The 22,358-nt window shown below is 72.0% G+C and carries 18 protein-coding genes and 1 pseudogene; 11 read left to right on the plus strand and 8 right to left on the minus strand.

Annotated features, from left to right (window positions below; genetic code table 11):
- Nucleotides 1-85: 85 nt before the first annotated feature.
- Entirely contained in the window at nt 86-1,408 is a 1,323-nt protein-coding gene (locus ACFWXC_RS36175; RefSeq protein WP_384485475.1) for an SGNH/GDSL hydrolase family protein, read from the minus strand.
- 54 nt (nt 1,409-1,462) lie between these two features.
- Nucleotides 1,463-1,789: pseudogene (locus ACFWXC_RS36180) on the minus strand (cellulose binding domain-containing protein); the annotation flags it as partial.
- Nucleotides 1,790-2,142: 353 nt separating this feature from the next.
- On the opposite strand from ACFWXC_RS36180, the gene ACFWXC_RS36185 reads away from it, so the two are divergent.
- Together ACFWXC_RS36185 and ACFWXC_RS36190 are read left to right on the plus strand one after the other, a co-directional pair.
- Nucleotides 2,143-2,937, plus strand: coding sequence for a pectate lyase (locus tag ACFWXC_RS36185; RefSeq protein ID WP_384485477.1), 795 nt, complete (start codon nt 2,143-2,145; stop codon nt 2,935-2,937).
- Between the two features lie 169 nt (nt 2,938-3,106).
- Nucleotides 3,107-3,892: a DUF5995 family protein gene (locus ACFWXC_RS36190; protein ID WP_384485479.1), complete on the plus strand. Its 786-nt coding sequence runs from the start codon at nt 3,107-3,109 to the stop codon at nt 3,890-3,892.
- A gap of 150 nt (nt 3,893-4,042) precedes the next feature.
- On the opposite strand, the gene ACFWXC_RS36195 is transcribed toward ACFWXC_RS36190, so the two are convergent.
- Nucleotides 4,043-4,798, minus strand: coding sequence for a PaaX family transcriptional regulator C-terminal domain-containing protein (locus ACFWXC_RS36195; RefSeq protein ID WP_384485481.1), 756 nt, complete (start codon nt 4,796-4,798; stop codon nt 4,043-4,045).
- Nucleotides 4,799-4,869: 71 nt separating this feature from the next.
- On the opposite strand from ACFWXC_RS36195, the gene ACFWXC_RS36200 reads away from it, so the two are divergent.
- Both ACFWXC_RS36200 and ACFWXC_RS36205 read left to right on the plus strand, forming a co-directional pair.
- Entirely contained in the window at nt 4,870-6,531 is a 1,662-nt protein-coding gene (locus ACFWXC_RS36200; RefSeq protein ID WP_384485483.1) for an acyl-CoA dehydrogenase family protein, read from the plus strand.
- 128 nt (nt 6,532-6,659) lie between these two features.
- Nucleotides 6,660-8,639, plus strand: coding sequence for a HEAT repeat domain-containing protein (locus tag ACFWXC_RS36205; RefSeq protein WP_384485485.1), 1,980 nt, complete (start codon nt 6,660-6,662; stop codon nt 8,637-8,639).
- Between the two features lie 31 nt (nt 8,640-8,670).
- Here the strand turns inward: ACFWXC_RS36205 and ACFWXC_RS36210 are convergent, their stop codons facing one another.
- From ACFWXC_RS36210 to ACFWXC_RS36220, 3 genes are all read right to left on the minus strand, one after another.
- Nucleotides 8,671-9,264: a hypothetical protein gene (locus ACFWXC_RS36210; protein WP_384485487.1), complete on the minus strand. Its 594-nt coding sequence runs from the start codon at nt 9,262-9,264 to the stop codon at nt 8,671-8,673.
- 398 nt (nt 9,265-9,662) lie between these two features.
- Complete coding sequence (locus ACFWXC_RS36215; RefSeq protein WP_384485489.1) at nt 9,663-11,132, minus strand: glycoside hydrolase family 76 protein; 1,470 nt, start codon at nt 11,130-11,132, stop codon at nt 9,663-9,665.
- Nucleotides 11,133-11,241: 109 nt separating this feature from the next.
- Nucleotides 11,242-12,753, minus strand: a complete 1,512-nt coding sequence (locus tag ACFWXC_RS36220; RefSeq protein ID WP_384485491.1) for a glycoside hydrolase family 3 protein — start codon at nt 12,751-12,753, stop codon at nt 11,242-11,244.
- A gap of 282 nt (nt 12,754-13,035) precedes the next feature.
- On the opposite strand from ACFWXC_RS36220, the gene ACFWXC_RS36225 reads away from it, so the two are divergent.
- From ACFWXC_RS36225 to ACFWXC_RS36245, 5 genes are read left to right on the plus strand one after another with little or no spacing between them, the layout of a single operon-like run.
- Nucleotides 13,036-14,136 carry a phytanoyl-CoA dioxygenase family protein gene (locus tag ACFWXC_RS36225; RefSeq protein WP_384485493.1) on the plus strand — a complete coding sequence of 367 codons (1,101 nt, stop codon included), beginning with the start codon at nt 13,036-13,038 and terminating at the stop codon, nt 14,134-14,136.
- Nucleotides 14,118-15,437: a DUF6271 family protein gene (locus ACFWXC_RS36230; RefSeq protein WP_384485495.1), complete on the plus strand. Its 1,320-nt coding sequence runs from the start codon at nt 14,118-14,120 to the stop codon at nt 15,435-15,437. Before ACFWXC_RS36225 ends, ACFWXC_RS36230 begins: the two co-directional genes overlap by 19 nt.
- Nucleotides 15,438-15,445: 8 nt before the next feature.
- Complete coding sequence (locus tag ACFWXC_RS36235; protein WP_384485497.1) at nt 15,446-16,603, plus strand: type III PLP-dependent enzyme; 1,158 nt, start codon at nt 15,446-15,448, stop codon at nt 16,601-16,603.
- Nucleotides 16,600-17,136 carry a GNAT family N-acetyltransferase gene (locus ACFWXC_RS36240; protein ID WP_384485499.1) on the plus strand — a complete coding sequence of 179 codons (537 nt, stop codon included), beginning with the start codon at nt 16,600-16,602 and terminating at the stop codon, nt 17,134-17,136. The genes ACFWXC_RS36235 and ACFWXC_RS36240 overlap by 4 nt, the downstream gene beginning before the upstream one ends.
- A complete protein-coding gene (locus tag ACFWXC_RS36245) occupies nt 17,136-18,401 on the plus strand; it encodes an MFS transporter (RefSeq protein WP_384485501.1) in 1,266 nt (421 codons plus the stop codon). The genes ACFWXC_RS36240 and ACFWXC_RS36245 overlap by 1 nt, the downstream gene beginning before the upstream one ends.
- A gap of 195 nt (nt 18,402-18,596) precedes the next feature.
- Here ACFWXC_RS36245 and ACFWXC_RS36250 read toward each other — a convergent pair whose 3' ends face one another.
- On the minus strand, nt 18,597-18,974 hold the full coding sequence (locus tag ACFWXC_RS36250) for a MerR family transcriptional regulator (RefSeq protein ID WP_384485503.1): 378 nt from the start codon (nt 18,972-18,974) through the stop codon (nt 18,597-18,599).
- 113 nt (nt 18,975-19,087) lie between these two features.
- On the opposite strand from ACFWXC_RS36250, the gene ACFWXC_RS36255 reads away from it, so the two are divergent.
- The gene (locus ACFWXC_RS36255; protein WP_384485505.1) at nt 19,088-20,161 is read left to right on the plus strand and encodes an alkene reductase; all 1,074 of its coding nucleotides are present in this window, start codon (nt 19,088-19,090) and stop codon (nt 20,159-20,161) included.
- Between the two features lie 39 nt (nt 20,162-20,200).
- On the opposite strand, the gene ACFWXC_RS36260 is transcribed toward ACFWXC_RS36255, so the two are convergent.
- Complete coding sequence (locus ACFWXC_RS36260; protein ID WP_384485507.1) at nt 20,201-20,878, minus strand: uracil-DNA glycosylase; 678 nt, start codon at nt 20,876-20,878, stop codon at nt 20,201-20,203.
- Nucleotides 20,879-21,224: 346 nt separating this feature from the next.
- Here ACFWXC_RS36260 and ACFWXC_RS36265 point away from each other — a divergent pair, with 346 nt between their 5' ends.
- On the plus strand, nt 21,225-22,274 hold the full coding sequence (locus tag ACFWXC_RS36265; protein WP_384485509.1) for an N-acetylglucosamine kinase: 1,050 nt from the start codon (nt 21,225-21,227) through the stop codon (nt 22,272-22,274).
- The last annotated feature ends 84 nt before the right edge of the window (nt 22,275-22,358 follow it).

The raw sequence follows: 22,358 nt of genomic DNA on the forward strand, positions 1-22,358 counted from the left end.
GCCGTGGCCAGGAGGGCACCGGCCGTCGGGCCTCGGCGGTCCCTGGTGGCGCGGCCCGGCAGCGGTGCCGGACGTCCGCGAATCGTCAGCCACGGCGGAACAGCTCCGTCGGCACCGCTCCCGCCAGAACTCCGTACCCGGTCGGGTTGAGGTGCAGCCAGTCCCCCACCTGGAGGTCGGCCCGCAGCCGGCTCGGATCGGCCGGATCCCGTACCACCCGGTCGAAGTCGATCACCGCGTCGAAGTGGCCGTGGCCCCGGATCCAGGCGTTGACATGCCGCCGGGCCGTCTCGCGCACGCCCGCGCCGTCGTCGTACGCGTTGCCGCCGAAGGGCAGCAGGGTGGCGCCGTAGACGCGGATGCCCTGGGCGTGGGCGCGGACGACGATCTGCCGGTAGGCGGCGATCAGGTCGTCGGCGACGGCCCGTTGGGCCTCCGGGGTGGCGGCGGCGGTACCGATGTCGTTGATGCCCTCGAAGACGATCAGCCAGGAGACTCCGCTGCGGGAGAGGACGTCCCGGTCGAGGCGGGCCAGGACGTTGGGGCCGAGGCCGTCGTCAAGGACGCGGTTGCCGCCGGCCGCCTGGTTCAGGACGGCCAGGTCCGACCCGGCGGGGCGCGACCGGAGGCGGTCGAAGAACTGGTCGGGCCAGCGGTCGTTGCCGTTGGTGGTGGAACCCCGGCCGTCGGTGAGCGAGTCACCGAGCACGGCCACGGCCCGGGTCGCGGCCGGGGCCAGCACCTCGACGTCGCTCAGCAGATACCAGTGGTCGACCCGGGTGGCGCCCGTGAGGTCGGAGTCCTCGGTGTGGTCGCCGGTCAGGAGGTACGACGTGGTGCGCGACCCCGGGTGCGAGGTGAGCTTCAGATCGGGCTGGCCCTGCGCGGTGTATGCGGTGACGGTGACATTGGCGCCCGGAGTCAGCTCGAAGTCCACGGGATCGGAGACCACCTGGGCGCCGACCGGGACGACTGTGGCGGCCCGTCCGGAGAACGTCACCGGGTGCAGGCTGCCGGGGACGATCGCGCTGACCCCTGCCCGCCCGTCCTGCGGAAGGGCCACGGTCACCGCGGTGAGCGGGAGCGGGGTGTCGCCGTAGGCGTTGGAGAAGCGCAGCCGCAGGCGATGGCCGCCGGTGGTGACGCGCACGCTCTGGCGCAGGGTGGTGTCGGCCAGCACCGACCTCTCCCCCGTGAAGGGTGCGGGTGGCAGGTTGCCGGCCTCGGTGAGCTGGGGCATACCGGTCCAGGTGTTCACCCAGTGGCTGCCCCGGCCCGTGTGCGCGGTGACCTGCCGGGGACTGCGGACCAGGGCGGTGACGGCCGTGGCGGTCACGACCAGGGCGAGGGCGAGGACACAGGTGCTGAGGAGATTGGCGAGCGGCACTCTGCTGGGCTGCGGCTTCACGGGGGCCTTCCTGGCGAGGGGCGGGCGGAGGCGGGGACGGGCATCCCGCCGCCGTCAACTGACCGTGCAGGTGGTGCCGTTGAGCGTGCAGGCGGCGGGGGCCGCACTGTTGCCGGTGTGCGTGGCCTGGTAGCCGCTGCGCACGCCCGTGCCCGGCGCGATCGTGGCGTTGTACGACACGCTGGTCGCCGTCACCGCCCCGGACGCGGGGCTGCAGGTGGCGTTACAGCCGTTGGTGATGGTCCGGCCGGTGGGGAGGGTGAAACCAAGCTGCCAGCCGTCGACCGTCGTCGTACCGGTGTGGGTGACGGCCACGGAGGCGGTCAGGCCGGTGTTCCAGGCGTCGGTGGTGACAGTCACCCGGCAGGCGCCGGCGGGTGGTGCGTCGAGGGTCGCGCCGGGGGTGGGGGGCACGTCGGTCCCTTTCTGATCGCGGCTCGGTGCGGCGTCGTGCGGGATCCCCCGGCATCGTGGCATGGACATGGCCGCCGTGGAAGCGCTCCCACGCGACTTCTGGAGTCGAGGACCGGACAGGAACGGATGTCGCGCGAAGCGTTGACTAGAAAGCGCTTGCATCCTACGTTCCGTTCAGCACCGTGACCGCCGAACCCGCGAACGGGTTCCTTCGGGCAGGTGTCTGCATTTGTCGTTCCGCGATATGGACGTGATTCATGTATACGTCCATTCGCCGAACCCCCAGAAAGACCCCCCACTCGACAGAAGGCATACGGGACATGACTTCACGAGCACGAACCAGTGCGCGGGCACTGGCGGGCGGGCTGGCCGCCTTCGGACTCTCGCTTGGCATGGTCATGACTGACGGAACCCAGGCGAACGCGGCCACCTGGCCGACCGCGAGCGGCAGCCAGGCCGTTACCGCGACCATCAAGCTGTCGGGCACGAAGGACTACGGGATGCTGCGCCTGTACGGCAGCGGCGACCTGGGCAGCGGTGGCCAGAACGAGGACCAGGACCCGATCCTCGACCTGGCGGCCGGCACGGTCCTGAAGAACGTCATCATCGGCGCGCCCGCCGCGGACGGCATCCACTGCGAGGGCGGTTGCACGCTGCAGAACGTGTGGTGGGAGGACGTCGGCGAGGACGCGGCGACCTTCCGCGGCTCCTCCTCGTCCAACGTCTACACCGTCTCCGGCGGCGGCGCGAAGGAAGCCAGCGACAAGGTCTTCCAGTTCAACGGCGCCGGGACGCTCAACGTGTCGGGCTTCGCCGTGCAGAACTTCGGCAAGCTGGTCCGCTCGTGCGGCAACTGCTCCACGCAGTACAAGCGCACGATCAACCTCAACACCATCGAGGCGACCTACAAGGGCAGCGCGCTCGTCGGGATCAACACCAACTACGGCGACAGCGCGACGCTGAAGAACATCACGATCGTCGGGGACAGCAGCAAGAAGATCGTGCCGTGCCAGAAGTACATCGGCAACAACACGGGCGCGGAGCCTCCCACGAACGGAAGCGGGCCGGACGGGACGTACTGCAAGTACGCGAGTTCGGACATCACCTACAAGTGAGCCCGAGCGGTGGGGCCGTCGCCGGGCGGGGACGGCCCCACCGCGAAGGGTTCGCGTTTCCTCCAGGACGGGGACCTTCCCCGGTGTGCGGTGGTAGGACAAGGGCTGTGGTCGGCGCCGCGGACGACAGCCGGTGTCCGAACGAGGCAACCGGGAGAGGGAGTTGGGGATGGCGGCAGAGAACATCGACGACGTCGTGGACGGACTTGCCGGGATCGTGCGGGAGGCCGCCGGCGCCGGTGACCGGGTCGGGTACTTCGCGGCGCTGTACCGGCAGGTGACCGTCGAGATCCGGACGGCCATCCACGGCGGGCTGTTCGACGACGGCCCCCGCATGGACCGTTTCGACACCCACTTCGGCAACCGCTACTTCGAGGCGTACGACGCCTGGCGCCGTGACCGGAGCGGGCCGCGCTGCTGGCGCGAGACGTTCGGGCTGCTCGACGACGCCGACACCATCATCGTCCAGCACCTGGTACTCGGCGTGAACGCGCACATCAACCTCGACCTGGCCGTCGCCGCCGCGCGGACCGGCCCGGGTGCGGCCATCCAGGAGCTGCGGCACGACTTTCTGCTGATCAACGACATCCTTGCGCGGGTGGTGCTGGGGGTGCAGGACTCGGTCGACACCCTGTCGCCGTTCATGTCACTGCTGGACCGGGTCGGCGGCCGCACCGACGAGCGGATCCTCGACTTCAGCGTCCGTCAGTCCCGCGAGGAGGCCTGGTACAACGCCGTCCTGCTGGCCGGCCAGAGCGAAGCCGAGCGCGAGGCCACCATCGAACGGCTCGACGTCCGGGCCGCCGTGCTCGCCCGGCTGATCGCACGGCCGGGCGGCCTCGTCCGGCCGGCCCTGGAGCTGATCCGGCGCACCGAGAGCTCCGATGTCCCGGCCGTCATCACCCACCTGGACAACGCCATGGAGCAGGCCGCCGCCCGGCAGAAGACGGGGTGAGCCCCGGGGTATACGCAGACGGGTCGGTTCCGCGCAGCGGAGCGGCCCGATACACCGCGCGCGCTGCCGGACGAAGCTCCGCAGACCTGTCCCCTGTGCGGTGACGCTCGTCGGTGACGTCCTCCTCCCGAAAGCCGCACTCCGGTGACGTCAGCCGTCCAGGTGCCCCATGGACTCCCCCAGTTCCGTCCGGTAGGCCGCGTAGGCGGTGCGCAGTTCGTCGCCCGGCCAGTCGGCGGGCAGGAGTTCCGGGGGCAGCACAGGGTCGGCCAGCAGGTGGCGTACGGCCGCCGCGAAGAGCGTGAAGCGGTCGGGTGGGCGGGGGGAGTCGGCCGCGTGGGTCAGCAGGGTGCGGGCGGTGGCCGCCCAGGTGGTCAACGGCCAGAGGTGGGCGGCCAGTTCGGGGGCGGGGCGGGACGGGCGGGCCGTGCAGGGCTCGGCGATCTCCAGCACGTCGTCGGGGAGGGGTCTGACGAGGTTCGCCGGGCGCAGCCAGACGCCCTCGCGGAGTTCGGCCAGGCGGAGGGAGGTCAGGCGGGTGCGCAGGTCGGCGCGTTGGGCGGGGCCGCGGCCCGTGGTGGTGATGATCAGCATCTCCCAGTCGCCGTGCCACGCGCGCGTGCGGGGCCGTACCGCCTCGTCCTGGCGGCGCTGGCGGGCCAGGAGCCGGTCGCTGAGGCCGTAGACGGCGTCGTCGGTGCGGCGCAGGTCGCCGGCCGCCGTCATCCGGCTGAGCGCGGCCCGGAGCGCGGAGCCGCCGACCCCGAACGGCTCCACGAGGCGGATCAGGTCCTTCACCGGCAGCCGCGGCGGATGCGTGCCCAGCAGCAGGCTCAGCACGACCGACCGGGCGGACAGCGGCCGCAGGTCGACGCCGGCGGGCTCGGCGGACGCGTTCATGCGCATGGTCACGTACTGTACGTGCGGCTTGATGTTGCATCATTGCTACAGCCGTAGCGAGAGTGCAACATGGAGGCATGGACTCGACCGCCGCGCTTCCGCAGCCGCAGTACGCCACTCACGACGTCACCAATCAGCCGCCGCCGCTCGCCCCGTACGACGCCTCCGACGACCCGGCCCTCCTTGAAGGACTGCGCCGGGAGGGCGCCGAGTGGGCCGAGCAGGGGATCCGGCGGCTCGGGGCGCGGGCCGGCAGCGCGCAGGCGCAGGAGTGGGGCGAGCTGGCCAACCGGCACGAGCCGGAGCTGCGCACCCACGACCGGTACGGCAACCGGGTCGACGAGGTCGACTTCCACCCCAGCTGGCACCACCTGATGCGGACGGCGGTGGCCGAGGGGCTGGCGGGGGCGGCCTGGGCGGACGACCGGCCCGGCGCCCATGTGGCGCGGACGGCCGGCGGGCTGGTGTGGGGACACACCGAGTCCGGCCACGGCTGCCCCACCTCGATGACCTATGCGGCCGTCCCCGCGCTGCGCGCCACACCGGAGCTGGCCAAGGTGTACGAACCGCTGCTGACCAGCCGGGAGTACGACCCGGAGCTGCGGGTGCCGACCGAGAAGCCGGGTCTGCTCGCCGGGATGGGGATGACCGAGAAGCAGGGCGGCTCCGACGTACGGACCAACACCACGGCGGCCACGCCCACCGCCGAGCCGGGCGTCTACACCCTGCGCGGGCACAAGTGGTTCACGTCGGCCCCGATGTGCGACGTCTTCCTGGTGCTGGCGCAGGCGCCGGGCGGTCTTTCGTGCTTCCTCGTGCCGCGCGTGCTGCCGGACGGCAGCCGTAACACGTTCCGCATCCAGCGGCTCAAGGACAAGCTCGGCAACCGGTCGAACGCGTCCTCCGAGCCCGAGTTCGACGGGACGGTGGCCTGGCTCGTCGGGGCCGAGGGGCGGGGCGTGAAGACCATCATCGAGATGGTCAACTGCACCCGGCTGGACTGTGTGATGAACTCGGCGACCCTGATGCGCAAGACGCTCGTGGAGGCCGGTCATCATGTGCGCCACCGCAGCGCGTTCGGCGCGCGGCTCGTCGACCAGCCGCTGATGCGCAACGTTCTGGCCGATCTGGCGCTGGAGTCGGAGGCCGCGACCACGCTCACGCTGCGGCTGGCCGGAGCCGCCGACCGGGCGGTGCGCGGGGACGAACAGGAGCGGGCCTTCCGGCGGATCGCGACCGCCGTCGGCAAGTACTGGGTCACCAAGCGCGGCCCGGCCTTCACGGCCGAGGCCCTGGAGTGCCTGGGCGGCAACGGCTACGTCGAGGACTCCGGCATGCCCCGCCACTACCGCGAGGCGCCCCTGCTGTCGATCTGGGAGGGCTCCGGCAACGTCAACGCGCTCGACGTGCTGCGGGCGCTCGCCCGTGAACCCGGCGCCGCCGACGCCCTGTTCGGGGAACTCGCCCACGCGCGCGGAGCGGACGCCCGGCTGGACGCCACCGTGACCCGGCTGAAGACCGAATTGGCGGAAACCGATCAGGTGGGTGCCCGCCGGCTGGTCGAGCGGATGGCGCTCGCCCTCCAGGCCTCCCTGCTGGTCCGGTACGCCCCGACCGCCGTCGCGGACGCCTTCTGCGCGACCCGGCTCGGCGGCGACTGGGGGTACACGTTCGGCACGCTGCCCGCCACGGCCGGGCTCGACGCGATCCTGGAGCGGGCGCTGCCTGGCGGGAACTGATCCCTCCACGGGGTGTCGTCGGCCGGTGACCGTCGACGGATCGCACACAGTCGTCGTCCGATTCCGCATCGTTGTCAGTGCCGTGGTGCAGACTCCTGAACAGGTGGTACTCGCCTGGGGAGGACAACGTGTTCACGGGGATCGACGAGGTCGACTGGGCCTCGCTGCGGCACGCGTACGGCAGCGCCGAGGACGTGCCCGGTCTGCTGCGCGGACTGGCCTCGCCGGACGCGGCCGAACGGGAGGTCGCGCTCGACGGGATGTACGGCTCGGTGCACCACCAGGGAAACGTGTACGACTCGACGCTCGCCTGCGTCCCGTTCCTCTTCGCGCTCGCTTCCCGCGCGGAGGTGCCGGACCGGGGCGCCATAGTCGAACTGCTGGTCAGCATCGGGGCGGAGAGCGCCGGTCCGCCGGCCCAGGCCGCGGTGCGCGCGGGCGCCGAGGCCTTCGTGTCGCTGGCCGACGACCCGTGTCCCGGGGTGCGGCGGGCGGCCACGGGGGCGCTGGTGCGCTTCCTCGACGAACCCGCGCGGGTGCTGGAGCTGCTGCGCCGGCGGATCACGGTGGAGCGCGACGAGCAGGTGCTGCCGACCCTGGCCGCGGCCCTCGGCCTGTTCGTACGGCGCCATCCCGCCGACGCGGCCGGGGCGGTGGAGCTGCTGGCCGCGCAGAGCGGGCCGCCGTATTCCCCGGGGATGCGGCTCGCCGCGCTCGGCCAGCTGGCCCTCGGCGCGCCGGAGCGGCTGCCCGCCGATCTGGTGCCGACGGCGGTCCGGTTGCTCCGGGAGCGGTCCGAGCGGCGCGCCACGGGTCCCGACCGGGTGGACCCGGACACGCTCGTCGGCCGGATACGGCGGCTGCGGCCGTCGGACGAGGAGGGCTCGTATCTGCTGCGCACCCTCCACCGGGCGCTGGACGACCGGGTGGCCGACCGGATCGCCCTGCTCGTGGGCCAGTTGCGCAGTCCGGACGCGATGGACCGGTGCAACGCGGTACGGATGTCGGCCGGGCTGTTCCGGGAGTGGCGGGCGGACTTCAGCGTGCCCGTCTCGCTGATCGGCGCCCAACTGGAGCGGCTGGAGGACCAGTTGCGCGACGCGGCCGTCTCGGTACTCGCGGAGCTGTTCGGGCTGGCCGCACCCGCCGCCGACGAGCTGCACGCGCTGGTGACCGCGCGGCCCGACCTGTGGGTGCACACCTGGGAGCGCGGCAGACCCTCGCTGGGCGGCCCGCTCAAGGCGCTGGCCAGAAGCGGTGACCGGCGCGCGGTCCCGGTCCTGGGGCAGTTGCTGGCGGGCCCGGTGGTGCCCGCCGGCCTGGGCTTCGAGGTGGTCCATCTGGCCCCGGCGGCGGCTCCGCTCGCCCCCGCGCTGCGGCACCGGCTCGGCCAGGTCCCGCTGGACTCCCCCGAGGCCGCCGAGCTGGCCGCTCCGCTGCTGGCGGCGCTCACCGCCCTGAAGGACCCGGCGGCGGTACCGGAGGTGCTACGGCTGCTGCGCGGTGCACCGGACGGGCTCGGGGCGCGGGAGGCCCTCGTCGGGCAGGCGGTGCGGGCGCTCGACGCCCTGGGTACGGCGGCCCGGGCGGCGGCGCCGGTCCTGCGCGGGCTCCTCGACACCCGGCACGCGGCCCTGGCGGCGGGGGCCCTGTGGTCGGCGGAGGGCGACGCGGATGCCGTACTCCCCACACTGCTGCGGGAGTTGACGCACGGCCGCAGCCGCAGTGCCCGGACGGCGGCCGAGCAGCTGGGGCGGCTCGGGGCCACCGCCCGGGACGCACTGCCCGGGCTGTGCGCCCTGGCCGGATCCGGCCGGGTGTGGGAACGGACCGCGGCGGCGCGGGCGTGGTGGCGGATCGACGGGGATCCGGATCCCGTGCTGCCGGTGCTGCGGGCCGCCTGGTCGGAGAATCCGTACGCCCGCGGCGCGATCGCCGAGTGCCTGGCCGCGATGGGCCCGGCGGGCGCGCCGCTGCGCGACCTGCTGACGGCCGAACTCGCCACCGCCCGACGGCACACGGCACGGCCGGGCGGGTACGGCAGCCACGACATCGCCCAGGACGAGCGGCTGCTCGCCAACTGCCGGAGGGCGCTGGCGAGTCAGTGACGTCGGGAACCCCCAGGGGGCGGGCGAGGGCCTAGCCGGTCGTCCGGCCCCACTGCGGCCCGAGCCGCGACCACTCCGCGTCCCAGCGGTCCATCCGCCGCCGCTCCAGCCGGCCGCGTACCACGAGCCCGGCGATGAAGGGGACGGCGGCGGTGCTCAGCCCGACCAGACCGCCGATCAGCGCGGAGCGGAGATGAGCCTCGGACGCGGTCGGGGGACGGGTGACGAGATGCCCCTGAGGGTCCGTCCAGACGGTGACCGGAGTGCCGACCTTGCTGCCGGCCGCGACCCGGGCCTGGCCGGTGTGCGCGGAGCCGTCGGCGACGGTCCAGCCCACCCTCGCCCAGACCCGTTCGCTGCCGGAGGACTCGGACTTCGGACCGGACCCTCCTGGGGCCTTGTCCATGACATGGGCCACGACCGGGTGCCATTCGGCACGCTCGCGGGCCAGGCCGTCCTCGACCGCCCGGGCCGCCGCGAGCCCGCCGAGCACCCCGGCCAGCAGGGTGAACAGCCAGGCGCCGAGCAGCACCCAGGCCTCCAGTGTGTCGGCGCGACGCTTCAGCGGGTTGCGCCGCCAGCGCCACAACCAGACCTTCGGACCACGGAACGCCTTCAAAGGCATCCTCCTCACGCGCGCACGGACAGCCCGGACCGCCCTCCCATACGGGAGAGGCCGCCCCGTTGCTCACGGCGAACCTCCGAGTCGACGGTCGCACGACTGACCCCGCTCGCGCAGGCGTCTTCCGGAACGAGTCCCGTCGCCCTGTTCGACCGAACCGGCACGACGGCTCTGACCTGCGAACACGCACGGTCCGGCCGCTGTCGGTGGTGGGTGCGGACTGGCCGATATCCCAGGGTCGCTTGCGCCGAAGACGTCGTGGAGGCCAGCGGCAGGACGACCCGGCCGGTCGCCGGGCAGGCGGTGGCCACGTGCAGACAAGACGTGGCCGCCGCTGCCCGGGCGGGTCGGTCAGGTGGTCCAGGGCGTGCCGACCGGATCCGGATAACGTTGTCGGCCGGTCATGACGCGGCGTCGAGCAGGTCGAGGGCGCTCTGCTGACGGGCGGCGTCCACCTGGTCGAGCGGGCCGTACCAGCGCAGCCCGTACTGGTCGAGGGCGTTGCGGTCACTCCCGTGGGCGCGGTCCGCCTGGCGTTCGAGGTAGGCGGTGTACGGGTGGTCCGGGAGCACGGAGTTGAGCTTGGCGAGGCCGCGCACATGGGCGCCCTTGAAGGACGGGCCGTCGCCTCCGCAGTCGCCGCTCTCGCACGGATCGCGCAGGATGCCGTCCGAAGTGTGCAGCAGAGAGGTCGTGGTGGCGGCGGCGGCGATCTGCCGTGCGCTGGTGAGCAGTCCGCCGTCGCCCGTGGCCCGGTACAGCTCGGCCAGGGCACCGAGGAGGACGCCCTGGTTGTACGACCAGACGGCCTGGCCGTTGTTGCCGCAGGTGGACAGGTCGATGCCATCGTTGACCAGGTGCGAGCCGTTGATCATGCCGCTGCCCTGGAACCAGCTCCAGCCGGCCCGGGCCCGGCCGAGGTACGTCGTGTCGCCCGGGACGCGGTTGTGCAGGGCGGCGTTGAGCTGGATGTACAGGGAGTTGGCGATCGCGTTCTTGTAGGTCTTCGCCGTGCTCCACCACACTCCGCCGCCGCAGGTGCCGTCCCAGTAGGCGGCCATGTGGTCGGCGTCCGCGCGGGCCGTGTTCAGATAGCGGCTGTCGCCGGTCAGGTCGTACGCGGCCACCCAGGCGAGGCCCCACCAGCCGGTGTCGTCGATGTAGTCGTTGCGGAACTGCCCGCCCTGCGCGTTGATGTTCAGGTCGTAGGTGCGGGCGACGGCATACCGGTAACTGCCCATGCCCGTCACGCGGATGTTGTCGATGACCGCGGTCAGGGCGTTCGCGGAGTTCCACCAGCCGGTGGTGTCGAACAGGCCGGTTCCGTAGTCGTAGAAGGTCATCAGGCCGGTGGCCGCCGCGGTGCGCGGCTCGCCCGCGTTCCAGGTGGTGCGGGCCCAGGGGGTGCACGCGATCTCGGCGCGGTCCCCGGCCTTGCCGCAGGCGCGCAGGGCGCCGACGCCGAGGTTGTTCCAGTCGTCGACGTTGTACATGAGCGTGCGCCAGCCCCGCTGGCCGGCGGGCACGCTGGTGTCCCCGAGCTTGCTGCCCGAGCTCCAGGTGCGGCCGCCGTCGAAGGAGCGGTCGAGCCACACCTCGTCGCCCGGGTTGCCGTTGTCGATGGACGCCCAGCCCATGGCGTCGGCGTCGTCGAAGTGCAGGACGACGGACCGTGCGTAGATGCTCGCCGTGACCGGTGTGCGGTCGCCCGGGGAGAGGGCGGGGTCACGGCTGTCGCAGTACGTGTTGCAGATGGTGCCGGCGGCGGACGCCGGGGGTGCGAGGGGGACGAGGACGGCGAGCAGCGCCGGGGCGAGTGCGGCCGCGACTCGGTGAAGGCGGCGACTTCTTGGCCTCTGTAGGGGGTTCATGGGACCTGCCTGCTCTGGCGATGGATGTGAGAGCGCTCCCAGAAGGTAGGAAAGAGCCGCGGGTGCGTCAACGTCGCGTGCGGGTAAGGACGTTGGATCGCCCCGGGCGTTAGCGGACCCCGGCCAGGACTTCCGCGGCGGCCACTCCGGAGGCGGCGGTGGCACCGTGGGTGAAGATCTGGGCGGCCGCGGGGACAGGGGCGCCCGGCAGGCCCATCTCCACGACGATCGCGTCGGGACGAGCGGCGACGATCTCGGCGAGGGCGCGCGCCATCCACCCGTGCCGGGAGGCGTCCCTGACGACCACGACCAGGGGGCGTCCCGCGGCGGGTGTCAGGGCATGCGTCTCCAGGGTGGCGGCATGTGACCGCAGGTCCTCGTGGCGCACCCGGACGGACGTCGTTCCGGGCAGCCGCTCGACCAGCGGGGCGGCCACGCCCCAGGGGGTCTCCTTTCCGATGGCCAGGTTGGTGGTGGGCACCAGCTCCACCACGTGCGGTGCGGCGGACAGGGGGACCGTGTCCTGCACGGCGCCGGTCAGCCGGATGGCCCGGCGGGCGGCCGCGAAGCCGATGCGGCTGCCGTTCGTGTCGGCGGGGCCGACCGGGCTCAGGCCCGCCGACCAGGCCGCGAACTCCCGCACGCGACCGCTCGCCTCGGCGAGCCGCGCCTCGGTGAGGTCCCCGGAGGCGACGGCGTCGACCAGGGCGTCGGCGAGCAGGCCGACGGTGGCCTCCTCGGCGTTCTCGCCGCCGACGCAGACGGCGTCGGCACCGGCGGCGACGGCTCGCACCGTGGCCCCGCCGATGCCGTAGCGGTCGGCGACGGCTCCCATCTCGATGGCGTCGGTGACGACCATGCCGTCGAACCCGAGCTCCTGACGGAGCAGTCCGTCCAGGATGCGCCGGCTGAGCGTGGCCGGCAGGTCGGTGTCGTAGGCGGGGACCAGCAGGTGACCGGTCATCACCGCGCGCACGCCGGCCTCCAGGGCGGCGCGGAACGGCGGCAGGGCCTGGGCGGCGATCTGTTCGCGGTCGGCACCGTAGGTGGGCAGGCCGTGGTGGGAGTCGACGGCTACGTCGCCGTGGCCGGGGAAGTGCTTGGCGCAGGCGGCGACCCCGGCCGACTGGAGCCCCCGGATCCATGCGCCGGTGTGCCGGGACACGACCTTCGGGTCGACGCCGAAGGACCTGACGCCGATGATCGGGTTGTCGGGGTTGGAGTTGACGTCGGCGCTGGGCGCGTAGTCGAGGCTGATGCCGGCGGCGCGCAGCTGACGGCCCAGGTCGGCGGCGACGGCCTCGGTGAGGTCGGTGTCGTCGACGGTGCCGAGGGCGAAGTTGCCGGGCCGGGTGGAGCCGGTCGCGGACTCGATCCGGGTGACGTCGCCGGCTTCCTCGTCGATCGCGATGACCAGCTCGGGGTTCTCCGCGCGTAGTCGACCGGTCAGCCGGGCGACCTGGTCGATCGAGACGATGTTCCGGGCGAAGAGCACGACCGAGGCCAGCCCGTCACCGATGTCGCGCAGCACCCAGTCCGGCGCGTCGGTGCCCACGAACCCCGGCTGCAGGACGGAGAGCGCAAGTCGTCGCAAGTCCTTGCCGTGTGTGCTGGAGACCATCGAGCGTGCCCTTCTGTTGGTACAGACCAATGAGTCTCCGCTCAGGCTAACCACCCGTGTCAAGTGGGTTCGATTTCCGCCTTCTTGACGAAAACACGCCCTCAACTGCCATGTTTGACATGACGAGTTGGTCTAGTCCAAGTTAGGGCTGCGCGAGTTCGCACCGGGGCTGGTGTGTCACGTGGTGCAGTGATCCTGCGGGAACGACCACCGCCCTCCCTCCGCGCATCTGGTGACCCGGTCGGGGTCGCCGCCACCTGAGATCGAGGTCTGGAGCACCGCATGCCCACGACTGACCGTTATCTCCATCGAGCCCCGTCGAACCTCCCCTACTTCAGTCCGGACGGCGAGACCTATCTCGCCCAGACACCCCTGCGGGACCTGCAGAAGACCCGCCCCCTCCGAGTCCTCTCCGAGGAGGACTTCGCCTTCTGGCAGACCTACGGATACGTCGTGGTGAAGGAGGCGATCCCCGCCTCGTCGGCCCGTAGGCTGCTGGACTTCGCCTGGGAGTTCCAGGGTCTCGACCCCGATCGTCCGGAGACCTGGTACGAGGACCGCGCCTACCGCTCGGACCTGGACCGGGAACTGCACATCTACGGCTTCGTCGAGGCCTACCACCACCAGCTCCTGTGGGACAGCCGCCAGGCGCAGCGCGTCTACGACGCGTTCGTGGACGTGTGGGACGTCGAAGAGCTGTGGGTCACGCTCGACCGGCTCAACCTGAACCCGCCGAACATCAGGAACCGCGACCGGGCGCTGATCCCGAGCACGCAGGAGGGGTTCGACATCGAGCTCCACTGGGATGTCGACACCACCCTCGGGGTGCTGCCGCAGCGGGTCCAGGGGATCATCGCCCTCACCGACACCCGGCCGGAACTCGGCGGATTCCAGTGCTGCCCCGAACTGTTCAAGCGGTTCGACCAGTGGAAGGCGTTCCAGCCCGACGACCGCGACCCGATCCGGCCCAGGATCGACCGTACGGAGTTCCCCGTGGTCCGGCCGGAACTCGGGGCCGGCGATCTGCTGATCTTCAACGGCCTGCTGGCGCACGGCGTGGCGCCCAACACCTCCGACGGGGCGGTGCGTGCGGCCCAGTACCTCTCGATGATGCCGGCGCTGGAGTCCCACGAGACGCTCAGGCGCTCCCGGGTCGAGTCATGGCACACGCTCGGTACGCCGGACTGGAACGGAACGCTCCTCGGCGACGCCACCCGCCACGAGTCCTTGCGGTACGGCAGGGCCGACCTCACCGACCTGGGGTCGAAGCTGCTGGGCCGCACGTCCTGGAGCGGGGCGGACCCCTATGAGCCGGTCGACTCGGTCGACTCGGTCGCGGGAGAGATACCGGCCGGAGAAGAGACATGCGCCGAATCTGTCTGACCCTGCCCACCAACCGACCGTGCTCCGCGACGATCGCCGCCGTCGCCGAGGAAGCGGCCTACGCGGCCGAGCACTTCGGCACCGAGGTGCACCTGCTGATCCTGGACTCCTGCGCGGCACCGGTCCGTGCGGAACACGCCGAGGCCGTGCGCCGCATCCCGGAGGATCCGCGGATCGTCGTCCACCATCTCGACGAGGACCGGCAGCGGGACTTTCTCCGGCGGGTGATCGACCGGGCCGCGGTCATGAAGCCCGATCTGCTGCTGGACCTGATGCTCCCGGCCGGCGTCTCCTACGGAGCCTGCACCAACCGCGCGTTCCTCATCGCCGCGGCGCTCGGATGCGAGTCCGTCCACCGCAGGGACTCCGACAGCCGCTACCAGACGGTGAACGGAGACAACGTTTTCCCCGTCCATCACGAACTCCTGTCGCTCGGCAGGCGCGCGGCCGACGCCGCGGCCGAAGTCACCGAGAACGCACTGGCCTCCGACCACATGAGCAAGCGGGTCGCGATGGTGGGCAGCTCGTTCGTGGGCGAACTGTCCGTGGACATCGGCGAGATACTCCGGATCGACCCCGCCGTCTACCACGACGTGGTCGGTCTGTGGGCGCCCGCCCACTGGTCCGACGAGCAGCGGAGACAGCTCGTCGACGAGTCGTTCCGAGGCGCGGGCTCGGACGCGTTCACCACGGATCACTCCACGCTGGCCCTGGTCGATCCCATGCGTGTGGACATGTGCAACATCAGCTTCCACGGAGTACACGAGCGCGTGCCGTTGCCGCCCGCGACCGACACGATCGGCAGCGACTACTTCCTGATCCACCTGGTCCACGACGCCGCACTGCCGGGCGTCCTGCACAACCGGAACATCGTCAACTTCTACACCGGTGAACGCAGGACCGACTCCGGCCTGATCGCGTACCAGCTGCGCTTCGTCAAGTTCCTGCTGTCCATGCTCTACTTCAACTACGTCTACGACGAGATGGCCGGCGCGGGCGGGCAACTGCTCGACGACCAGGGGCAGGTGCGCGCGTCCGCCGTGGCCCGGCTGGCGCGGGAGAGCGCCCGGCTCGACCCGGGCGAGAACGTCCGGAGGCTGGACGTCCTCGACTCGGCCTACCGCAAACTGGGCGGCAGGTACGCCGAGTTCGCCGACCTCCTGTGGCAGCGTCGCGAACGGCTCCTCGACGAAGCCCGCGGCGACATCGAGGACTTCGCCCTGCTGACGGAGGCGTGGGAGCCGCTGGTGCGTGCGGCCAGGCTCACCTCCGTACCTGCGACGCCCGGGCAGCAGCGGTGAGATCACCCATGATCACCGTACTGGAAGGCGCCACCGAGGACCGGATCGTCTTCGACCTGACCGGAATCGAGGACGGCTACGACCGGCTGCGGCGTGAACTGCCCGGCGTCGACATCCGTTTCGCCATGAAGGCCTGCCCGGTGGACGAGGTGCTCGGGTGCCTCGCGGGGAAGGGCGCCGGAGTCGACGCGGCGAGCCCCCGCGAACTGGAGCAGGCGCTGCGGGTGGGCGTGCCGGTCGACCGGATGCACTACGGCAACACCGTCAAGTCGGACCGGGACATCGCCGACGCCCACCGGCTCGGGGTCCGGGACTTCGCCACCGACAGCCTGGAGGACATGGCGGCGATCGCGGTCCACGCTCCGGGAGCCCGGGTGTTCGTCAGGCTCGCGACCGGCGGCGAGGGGGCGCTGTGGGGGCTCAGCGACAAGTTCGGCTGCGCGCCCGCGGACGCGGTGCGGATCCTCACGGCGGCGCGGGAGAAGGGGCTGACCCCCTCCGGGCTGTCCGTGCACGTCGGCTCCCAGCAGATGACGGCCGACGCCTGGCACAGTGCCGTCGAGAGCCTCGCGGACGTCCTGAGCGCCCTGGGCCGGCGCGGGATCCTGCTGGACCATGTCAACCTCGGCGGCGGTCTGCCGGCCCTCGGATACCTCGACCGGTACGGCACGCCGCTGGACCCGCCGATGGACAAGATCTTCGCGGTGATCCGCGAGGGCATGCGCCACCTCAGGGAAGTCCACGGCGAACACCTCGCGTTCGTCATGGAGCCGGGCCGCCACCTCGTCGCCGACCACGGGGTCATCCGGGCCCATGTGGCCAGGCTGTCGAAGCGGCGGCGCCCCGACGGCGAGCCCCAGTACTGGCTCTACCTGAGCTGCGGCAAGTTCAACGGCCTGTACGAGATGGACGCGTTGCAGTACCGGCTCGTCTTCCCCACGCATCGTGACGCCGAGTCCGTCCCGGCCGTCGTCGCGGGTCCCACCTGCGACAGCGATGACGCCTACCCCCATGAGCACGGTCTCGTGCAGGTCCCCGCGGATCTGTCGTCGGGCGATCCGGTCTGGGTGCTGTCCAGCGGCGCCTACGCGATCAGCTACACGACCCAGGGGTTCAACGGCTTCGACCCGCTCCCCTACGTCTGCACGGGCGGGGGACGGCCATGAGCGGCGACGACGTGCACATACGGCACATCACCGACGCCGACTGGGACACCATCGTCGCCCTGGAGTCGGGCGCCTACACGGCACTCGGCCTGTCGGAGGGGCGCGCGGCGCTGCGGTCCCGGGCGGACGCCTCGCCGGACACCTGTTTCGTCCTGGACGTCGGCTCACGGCCGGCCGGATACCTGCTGGCACTGCCGTATCCGTCCTTCGGATATCCCGACCTCGCACGGACGGAGGCGCCCGCGCTCCTCGCGCGCTCCCCGCGCAATCTGCACCTGCACGACATCGTGGTCACGGAGCGTCTGCGCGGCAGGGGACTGGGCCGGCGACTCCTGGACCACCTGACCCTGACCGCCCGTTCGCGCGGGTTCGAGCGGATCTCGCTGATCGCCGTCGGCCACAGCGAGCCGTTCTGGTCGGCGCACGGATTCACCCCGTACCCGGGGATCTCCCCGGGCGGTTACGGCGCGAACGCCGTCTACATGTCCCGTCTCCATGCCCGAGGCGACGGCCGAGTCGACCAAGCGAGTTGATGTGCGTGTTCCGTGTCCATGATCCCTTCCACCGCGCCCAGTTGGCCATCGCCGCGCTGTTCTGTTCGCTCGGATTCCAGTACGCGACCTGGGCCTCGCGGATTCCCGCCCTCAAGGCGGACCTCGGTCTGACCGCGGCCGAGGTGGGGGTGCTGCTGATGGCCGCGGGCATCGGTGCCGTGGCGTCGTTCCCGCTGGTGCCGGTGCTCACGAGGAGGCTGGGTTCGGCGCGGCTGGCGCTGCTGTCAGCCCTGTGTCTGACCGTGCTGCTCGTCGCCCTGGCCGCGGCGCCGGACTATCCCGTCGCCCTGCTGGTGATGGTGGCCGACGGGGTGTTCGTGGGCTGCCTGAACGTGGCCATGAACGCGCAGGGAGCGGCCCTGGAGACCCGGTACGAGCGCAACGCCATGGCCAGACTGCACGCGACGTTCAGCGCCGGCTCCCTGCTCGCGGCCCTCCTCGCCTCCGGTATGAACGCGGTGACCTCGTCGGTGGCGGTGCACTTCGGTGTGGCCGCCGTGCTGCTCGTGCTGCTGGCCGCCGTGGCGCGCCCCGGCCTGCTCGACGAAGACGCGTCCGCCGCGTCCGCTTCCGCCGCCGCCTCCGACTCCGACGCCTCCGCCTCCGCCTCCGCCGCCGGCGAGAAGCCCGCCAAGGAGAGGAAGAGCGGCGGCTGGAGCCTGCCGTCCCGCATGACGCTCTGGATGTGCTGCGCCATGGCGTTCGGCACCGTGACCGAGGGCGCCATGAACGACTGGTCCGCCCTCTACCTCAGGGAAGTCGCCAACGCCTCCGCGGAGTTGGCGCCGGCGGGCATCGCCGTGGTGTCGGGCATGATGGTGGTGGCCCGCCTCTTCGCCGACGGCTGGCGCACCCGCTGGGGCGACGGGCGGGTCGTCCTGTCGGGCAGCGCGCTGGCCGCCGCCGGGCTGGCCTTCGCGCTGGTGAGCGGGGGCGTGACGGCGGCCCTCATCGGGTTCGCCTGCGTCGGGCTGGGCTGTGCGGCCGTGACCCCGTGCGTCTATGTGGCCGCGGCGAAACAGGGCTCGGAGGCGCTGGCCCTGGTCGCCGCGACAGGCACGACGGGCCTGCTGGCCGGGCCGCCGCTCATCGGGTTCGTGGCGAACTCGAGCAGTCTGGTGTGGGGGCTGGCGGTCGTCGCGGCGGCGGCGCTCGTGGTCACGCTGGCCAGCACGCAGATCCGCTGGACGCCGGCCGCCGGCCTACCGGCAGCGGCCGACCAGCAGCTGGCCGGCGGCAGCTGACGGCGGCCGCGTCATCGGACACCGCCTTCGGGGCCTGCTCGGCTGCACCGTCCACGGGCACCATGAGCAGGCCGCCCGCGTGGCGAAGTTCGGCATGCACGCGCACCGGCAGAGGGGGGCGACATCGACGGCCGGGGCGGCCCCGAAGACCGTCGGCATCAGCCGAGGGCGGGGCTTCGCCCCCCCCCTGCTCGGTCACTCGGCCACTGCGGGCCGCAGGCCCTCCCGGTGCTTTCGGGCCACGCTCATCAGCATGTCGAGTGTGTCCCGGGTACGTACGAGGTCGGTGATGTGCTCGGAGAGCCGGTCCCGTTCCCGTGCCATCCGCTCCAGCGCGGCATCGGAGTTCTCCTCGCTGGGCGCGTCCACGCACGGCAGCAGGTCGGCGATGGTGCGGCTGGACAGACCCGCGGCGTACAACCGCTGGATGAACGCCACCCGCTCGACCTCCTCCTCCCGGTAGTGCCGCTGCCCACTGGCACTGCGGGAACTGGTGAGCAGCCCCTGGTCCTCGTAGTAACGCAGGGATCTGACGCTGACTCCCGTGCGCGACGCGAGTTCCCCGATGCGCATACCGCCCCCTCTGTGACCTGCGGCACAGGCCTTGCCTCTGACATCGATGTGAGGTTTTAGCGTAACTGCCGTGCCCGAGAGCCGGGCACGGCGGATCGCGATGGAGTCCTGACGTGACGACCCTTTTCGACAGCTATCGGCTCGGCGAGACGACGCTGCCCAACCGGGTGGTGATGGCCCCGATGACGCGGGGCCGGGCCGCCGCCGGTGGACTGGCCACGCCGTCGATGGCGACGTACTACGCCCAGCGGGCGACGGCCGGGCTGATCGTGACCGAAGGGGTGCAGCCGAGTGTGGTCGGGCAGTCGAATCCGGGTACGCCAGGGCTGCACAGCGAGGCGCACGTCGCCTCGTGGCGTCCCGTGACCGCCGCCGTACACGCCAACGGCGGCCGGATCTTCGCCCAGATCATGCACAGTGGCCGGGTCTCGCACCCCGACACGACCGGAACGCGGCCGGTCGGTCCCTCGGCGGTCCCCGCCGTCGGCGAGGTGTTCACCCCGACGGGACCCCGGCCCGCGCCGACGCCCCGCGCCTTGGACACCGCCGAAGTGCCCGCGCACGCCCGGTCGTACGCCGAGGCGGCCCGGTACGCCGTCGACGCCGGATTCGACGGCGTGGAACTGCACGGCGCCAACGGCTACCTGATCTCGCAGTTCCTCTCCTCCAACGCCAACCTCCGCACGGACCGCTACGGCGGCTCGGTGACCAACCGGGTCCGGTTCGCCGTCGAGGCGGTGGCCGCCACCGTCGAGGCGGTCGGCGGGGCCAGGACCGGCATCCGTCTCTCCCCGGGCGGAACCTTCTGGGGCGTGGCGGAAGCCGATGTCCCCGAGCTCTACACCGCGCTCCTGACCGAGCTGGCCCGCCTCGACGTGGCCTACGTCCACCTGACGGCCACCGCCCCCGAAGACGTACTCGTCGGCCTGCGCCGTACCTGGCCGGGCACGCTCGTCATGAACCCGGTGCTTCCCATGGGTCCCAAGCAAGCCGGCCGGGCCGACGCCGACCACTGGCTCGGGCTGGGCGCCGAACTCATCAGCCTCGGCCGCGGCTTCATCGCCAACCCCGACCTGGTCGAGCGCCTGCGCACCGGTGTCCCGATCGCTCCCGTCGACGAGACCACGTACTACCAGGGAGGTGACGCCGGATATCTGACCTACCCGGCCTATCAGTTCACGGCCTGACGTCTCCGGCTCGCCGACGGGCGACGCACCCGTCGCGGATCACGGCAGACGCCAGTCCACGGGCTGGCCCCCTTGCCGTACCAGCAGGTCGTTGGCCCGGCTGAACGGGCGCGAGCCGAAGAACCCACGGTCCGCCGACATCGGCGAGGGATGAGCGGACTCGATCGCCGGCAGGTCCCCGAGCAACGGCCGCAGATTACGGGCGTCACGTCCCCAGAGGATGGACACCAGCGGCTTGCCACGCGCCGCCAGCGCCCGGATGGCCTGCTCGGTGACCTCCTCCCAGCCCTTGCCCCGGTGCGCCGCCGGACTGCGCGGAGCGGTGGTGAGTGCCCTGTTCAGCAGGAGCACTCCTTGCTGGGTCCAAGGGGTGAGGTCGCCGTTGGACGGCCTGGGCAGCTCCAGGTCGGTGTTCAGCTCCCGGAAGATGTTCTCCAGGCTGCCCGGCAGGGAACGTACCTCGGGCGAGACCGCGAAACTCAGCCCGATGGCCATTCCCGGCGTGGGGTAGGGATCCTGACCGACGATCAGGACACGAACGTCGTCGAAGGGCTGCTGGAAGGCCCGCAGGACATTCGCTCCGGACGGAAGGTAGGTCCGGCCGGCCGCTATCTCGGCCCGCAGGAAGTTCCCCATCGCGGCGATACGTTCGGCCGCAGGTTCAAGAGCCTTCGCCCAGCCTGCTTCAACAAGTTCATGCAAGGGTCGTGGTGCCACAGCGCGTCACCCTACTGGCACACACCGGGGTTCCGCACAGCCAGGGAAGCCTCCACGCACGGATGCCGCCCTCGGCGCTACTCTTCCTCCTCATCGAGGTCATCGAGCCGGTCCAGCGGATCGTGCCGTCGGTCACCGGGGAGGAGGGGAGCCCGTTGCGTCCAGCGATCGAGCCACTCCGCCGTGGTCGGCGCGCCTTACCGGCCCCCCGCCGCCGATACCCGGAACCCGAGACTCCCGTACCCGACATCCTCCGGGAGCCGAACACCGGCCTGGGCCTGCCCCAGCCCTCCGACGGCGACCTCACCCAGGCCGGCGGACCGGCGTCCGTCATGAGGCGTCCGCGATGAGCGGAGCGGGCGGCCAGGCGCAGGGCCCGGAGGATCTCGCCGCCGGCCCCGACGCCTCCGGGGGCTCCGGGAGCCTCGGACCCGGGTTTCTCGCCGTCGACTCCGGGGGCTCCGGGCTGCGGGCCGTCGTAGGCGTGCCGGGGCGGGAGCCGTCGGTGCCGCGGGAGTCCCGGGAGCCGGTGCGTACGGGGGCGCGGGGCATCGACCCCGGGCATCTGCTGGAGCAACTCCTGCCCATGGCACGGGCGTTGATCGGCGCATACGGGCTGGACGGGGTGACGACGGTCGTCGTCGGCGCCACCGGGCTGGCCAGCCTCGGCGACGCCCTGCGGGCCGAACTGCCGGACGCGCTGGCCCGCGAGCTCGGTGTGCGGACGGTCGCCCTGGCCGCCGACGCCGTGACGGCGTACGTCGGCGCCCTGGGCCCGCGCCCGGGCGCGGTGATCGCCGCCGGTACGGGACTGATCGCGATCGGCACCGACCTGACCGGGTGGCGGCGGGCGGACGGCTGGGGGCATCTGCTGGGCGACTGCGGCGGTGGCGCCTGGATCGGCCGGGCGGGCCTGGAGGCGGCACTGCGCGCCTACGACGGGCGCGACGGCGGCTCGGCCGCGCTGCTGGCGTGCGCCGAGGAACGCTTCGGGCCGCCGGCCGGGCTGCCCGGTCAGCTCTACCCGCGCGCCGACCGGCCCGCCGTACTGGCCTCCTTCGCCCCGCAGGTCGCGGACCGCGCCGCACACGACCCGGTCGCGGCCGGGATCCTGCGCGCGGCGGCCCGGCACATGGCCGAGTCGGCCGTCGCCGTCTGCCCTACGGCAGGTGAGCCCCGAATCGCCCTCACCGGCGGCCTGTCCAAGCTGGGCGACCCGCTTCTGGTACCGCTGGCCGAGGAGTTGTCCGCTCTGCTGCCGCGGGCCCGGCAGGTTCCGGCGGAGGGCGATCCGCTGCACGGAGCGGTACGCGTCGCGAGTGACCTGATCACCGGTCGGCTCACTCTGCCGGGTGATAAAAAATTGCTCTCCGTAGTACATACAAAAGGCGATTGATCCCAATGGGACACGAAGTATCCGACAGGTGATGGGATCACCTCCGAATCATGCGTAACTCATCAGACAAAACCGGACGGATAC

The sequence above is a fragment of the Streptomyces sp. NPDC058683 genome, from assembly GCF_042716195.1.
GTDB lineage: Bacteria > Actinomycetota > Actinomycetes > Streptomycetales > Streptomycetaceae > Streptomyces.

What these genes read in the sequence shown, in the direction of transcription:
- ACFWXC_RS36185 (WP_384485477.1), top strand. Translation starts at nt 2,143, where the DNA reads ATGACTTCACGAGCACGAACCAGTGCGCGGGCACTGGCGGGCGGGCTG.
- ACFWXC_RS36190 (WP_384485479.1), top strand. Translation starts at nt 3,107, where the DNA reads ATGGCGGCAGAGAACATCGACGACGTCGTGGACGGACTTGCCGGGATC.
- ACFWXC_RS36195 (WP_384485481.1), bottom strand. Translation starts at nt 4,798, where the DNA reads ATGCGCATGAACGCGTCCGCCGAGCCCGCCGGCGTCGACCTGCGGCCG.
- ACFWXC_RS36200 (WP_384485483.1), top strand. Translation starts at nt 4,870, where the DNA reads ATGGACTCGACCGCCGCGCTTCCGCAGCCGCAGTACGCCACTCACGAC.
- ACFWXC_RS36210 (WP_384485487.1), bottom strand. Translation starts at nt 9,264, where the DNA reads ATGCCTTTGAAGGCGTTCCGTGGTCCGAAGGTCTGGTTGTGGCGCTGG.
- ACFWXC_RS36215 (WP_384485489.1), bottom strand. Translation starts at nt 11,132, where the DNA reads ATGAACCCCCTACAGAGGCCAAGAAGTCGCCGCCTTCACCGAGTCGCG.
- ACFWXC_RS36220 (WP_384485491.1), bottom strand. Translation starts at nt 12,753, where the DNA reads ATGGTCTCCAGCACACACGGCAAGGACTTGCGACGACTTGCGCTCTCC.
- ACFWXC_RS36225 (WP_384485493.1), top strand. Translation starts at nt 13,036, where the DNA reads ATGCCCACGACTGACCGTTATCTCCATCGAGCCCCGTCGAACCTCCCC.
- ACFWXC_RS36230 (WP_384485495.1), top strand. Translation starts at nt 14,118, where the DNA reads ATGCGCCGAATCTGTCTGACCCTGCCCACCAACCGACCGTGCTCCGCG.
- ACFWXC_RS36235 (WP_384485497.1), top strand. Translation starts at nt 15,446, where the DNA reads ATGATCACCGTACTGGAAGGCGCCACCGAGGACCGGATCGTCTTCGAC.
- ACFWXC_RS36240 (WP_384485499.1), top strand. Translation starts at nt 16,600, where the DNA reads ATGAGCGGCGACGACGTGCACATACGGCACATCACCGACGCCGACTGG.
- ACFWXC_RS36245 (WP_384485501.1), top strand. Translation starts at nt 17,136, where the DNA reads ATGTGCGTGTTCCGTGTCCATGATCCCTTCCACCGCGCCCAGTTGGCC.
- ACFWXC_RS36250 (WP_384485503.1), bottom strand. Translation starts at nt 18,974, where the DNA reads ATGCGCATCGGGGAACTCGCGTCGCGCACGGGAGTCAGCGTCAGATCC.
- ACFWXC_RS36265 (WP_384485509.1), top strand. Translation starts at nt 21,225, where the DNA reads ATGAGCGGAGCGGGCGGCCAGGCGCAGGGCCCGGAGGATCTCGCCGCC.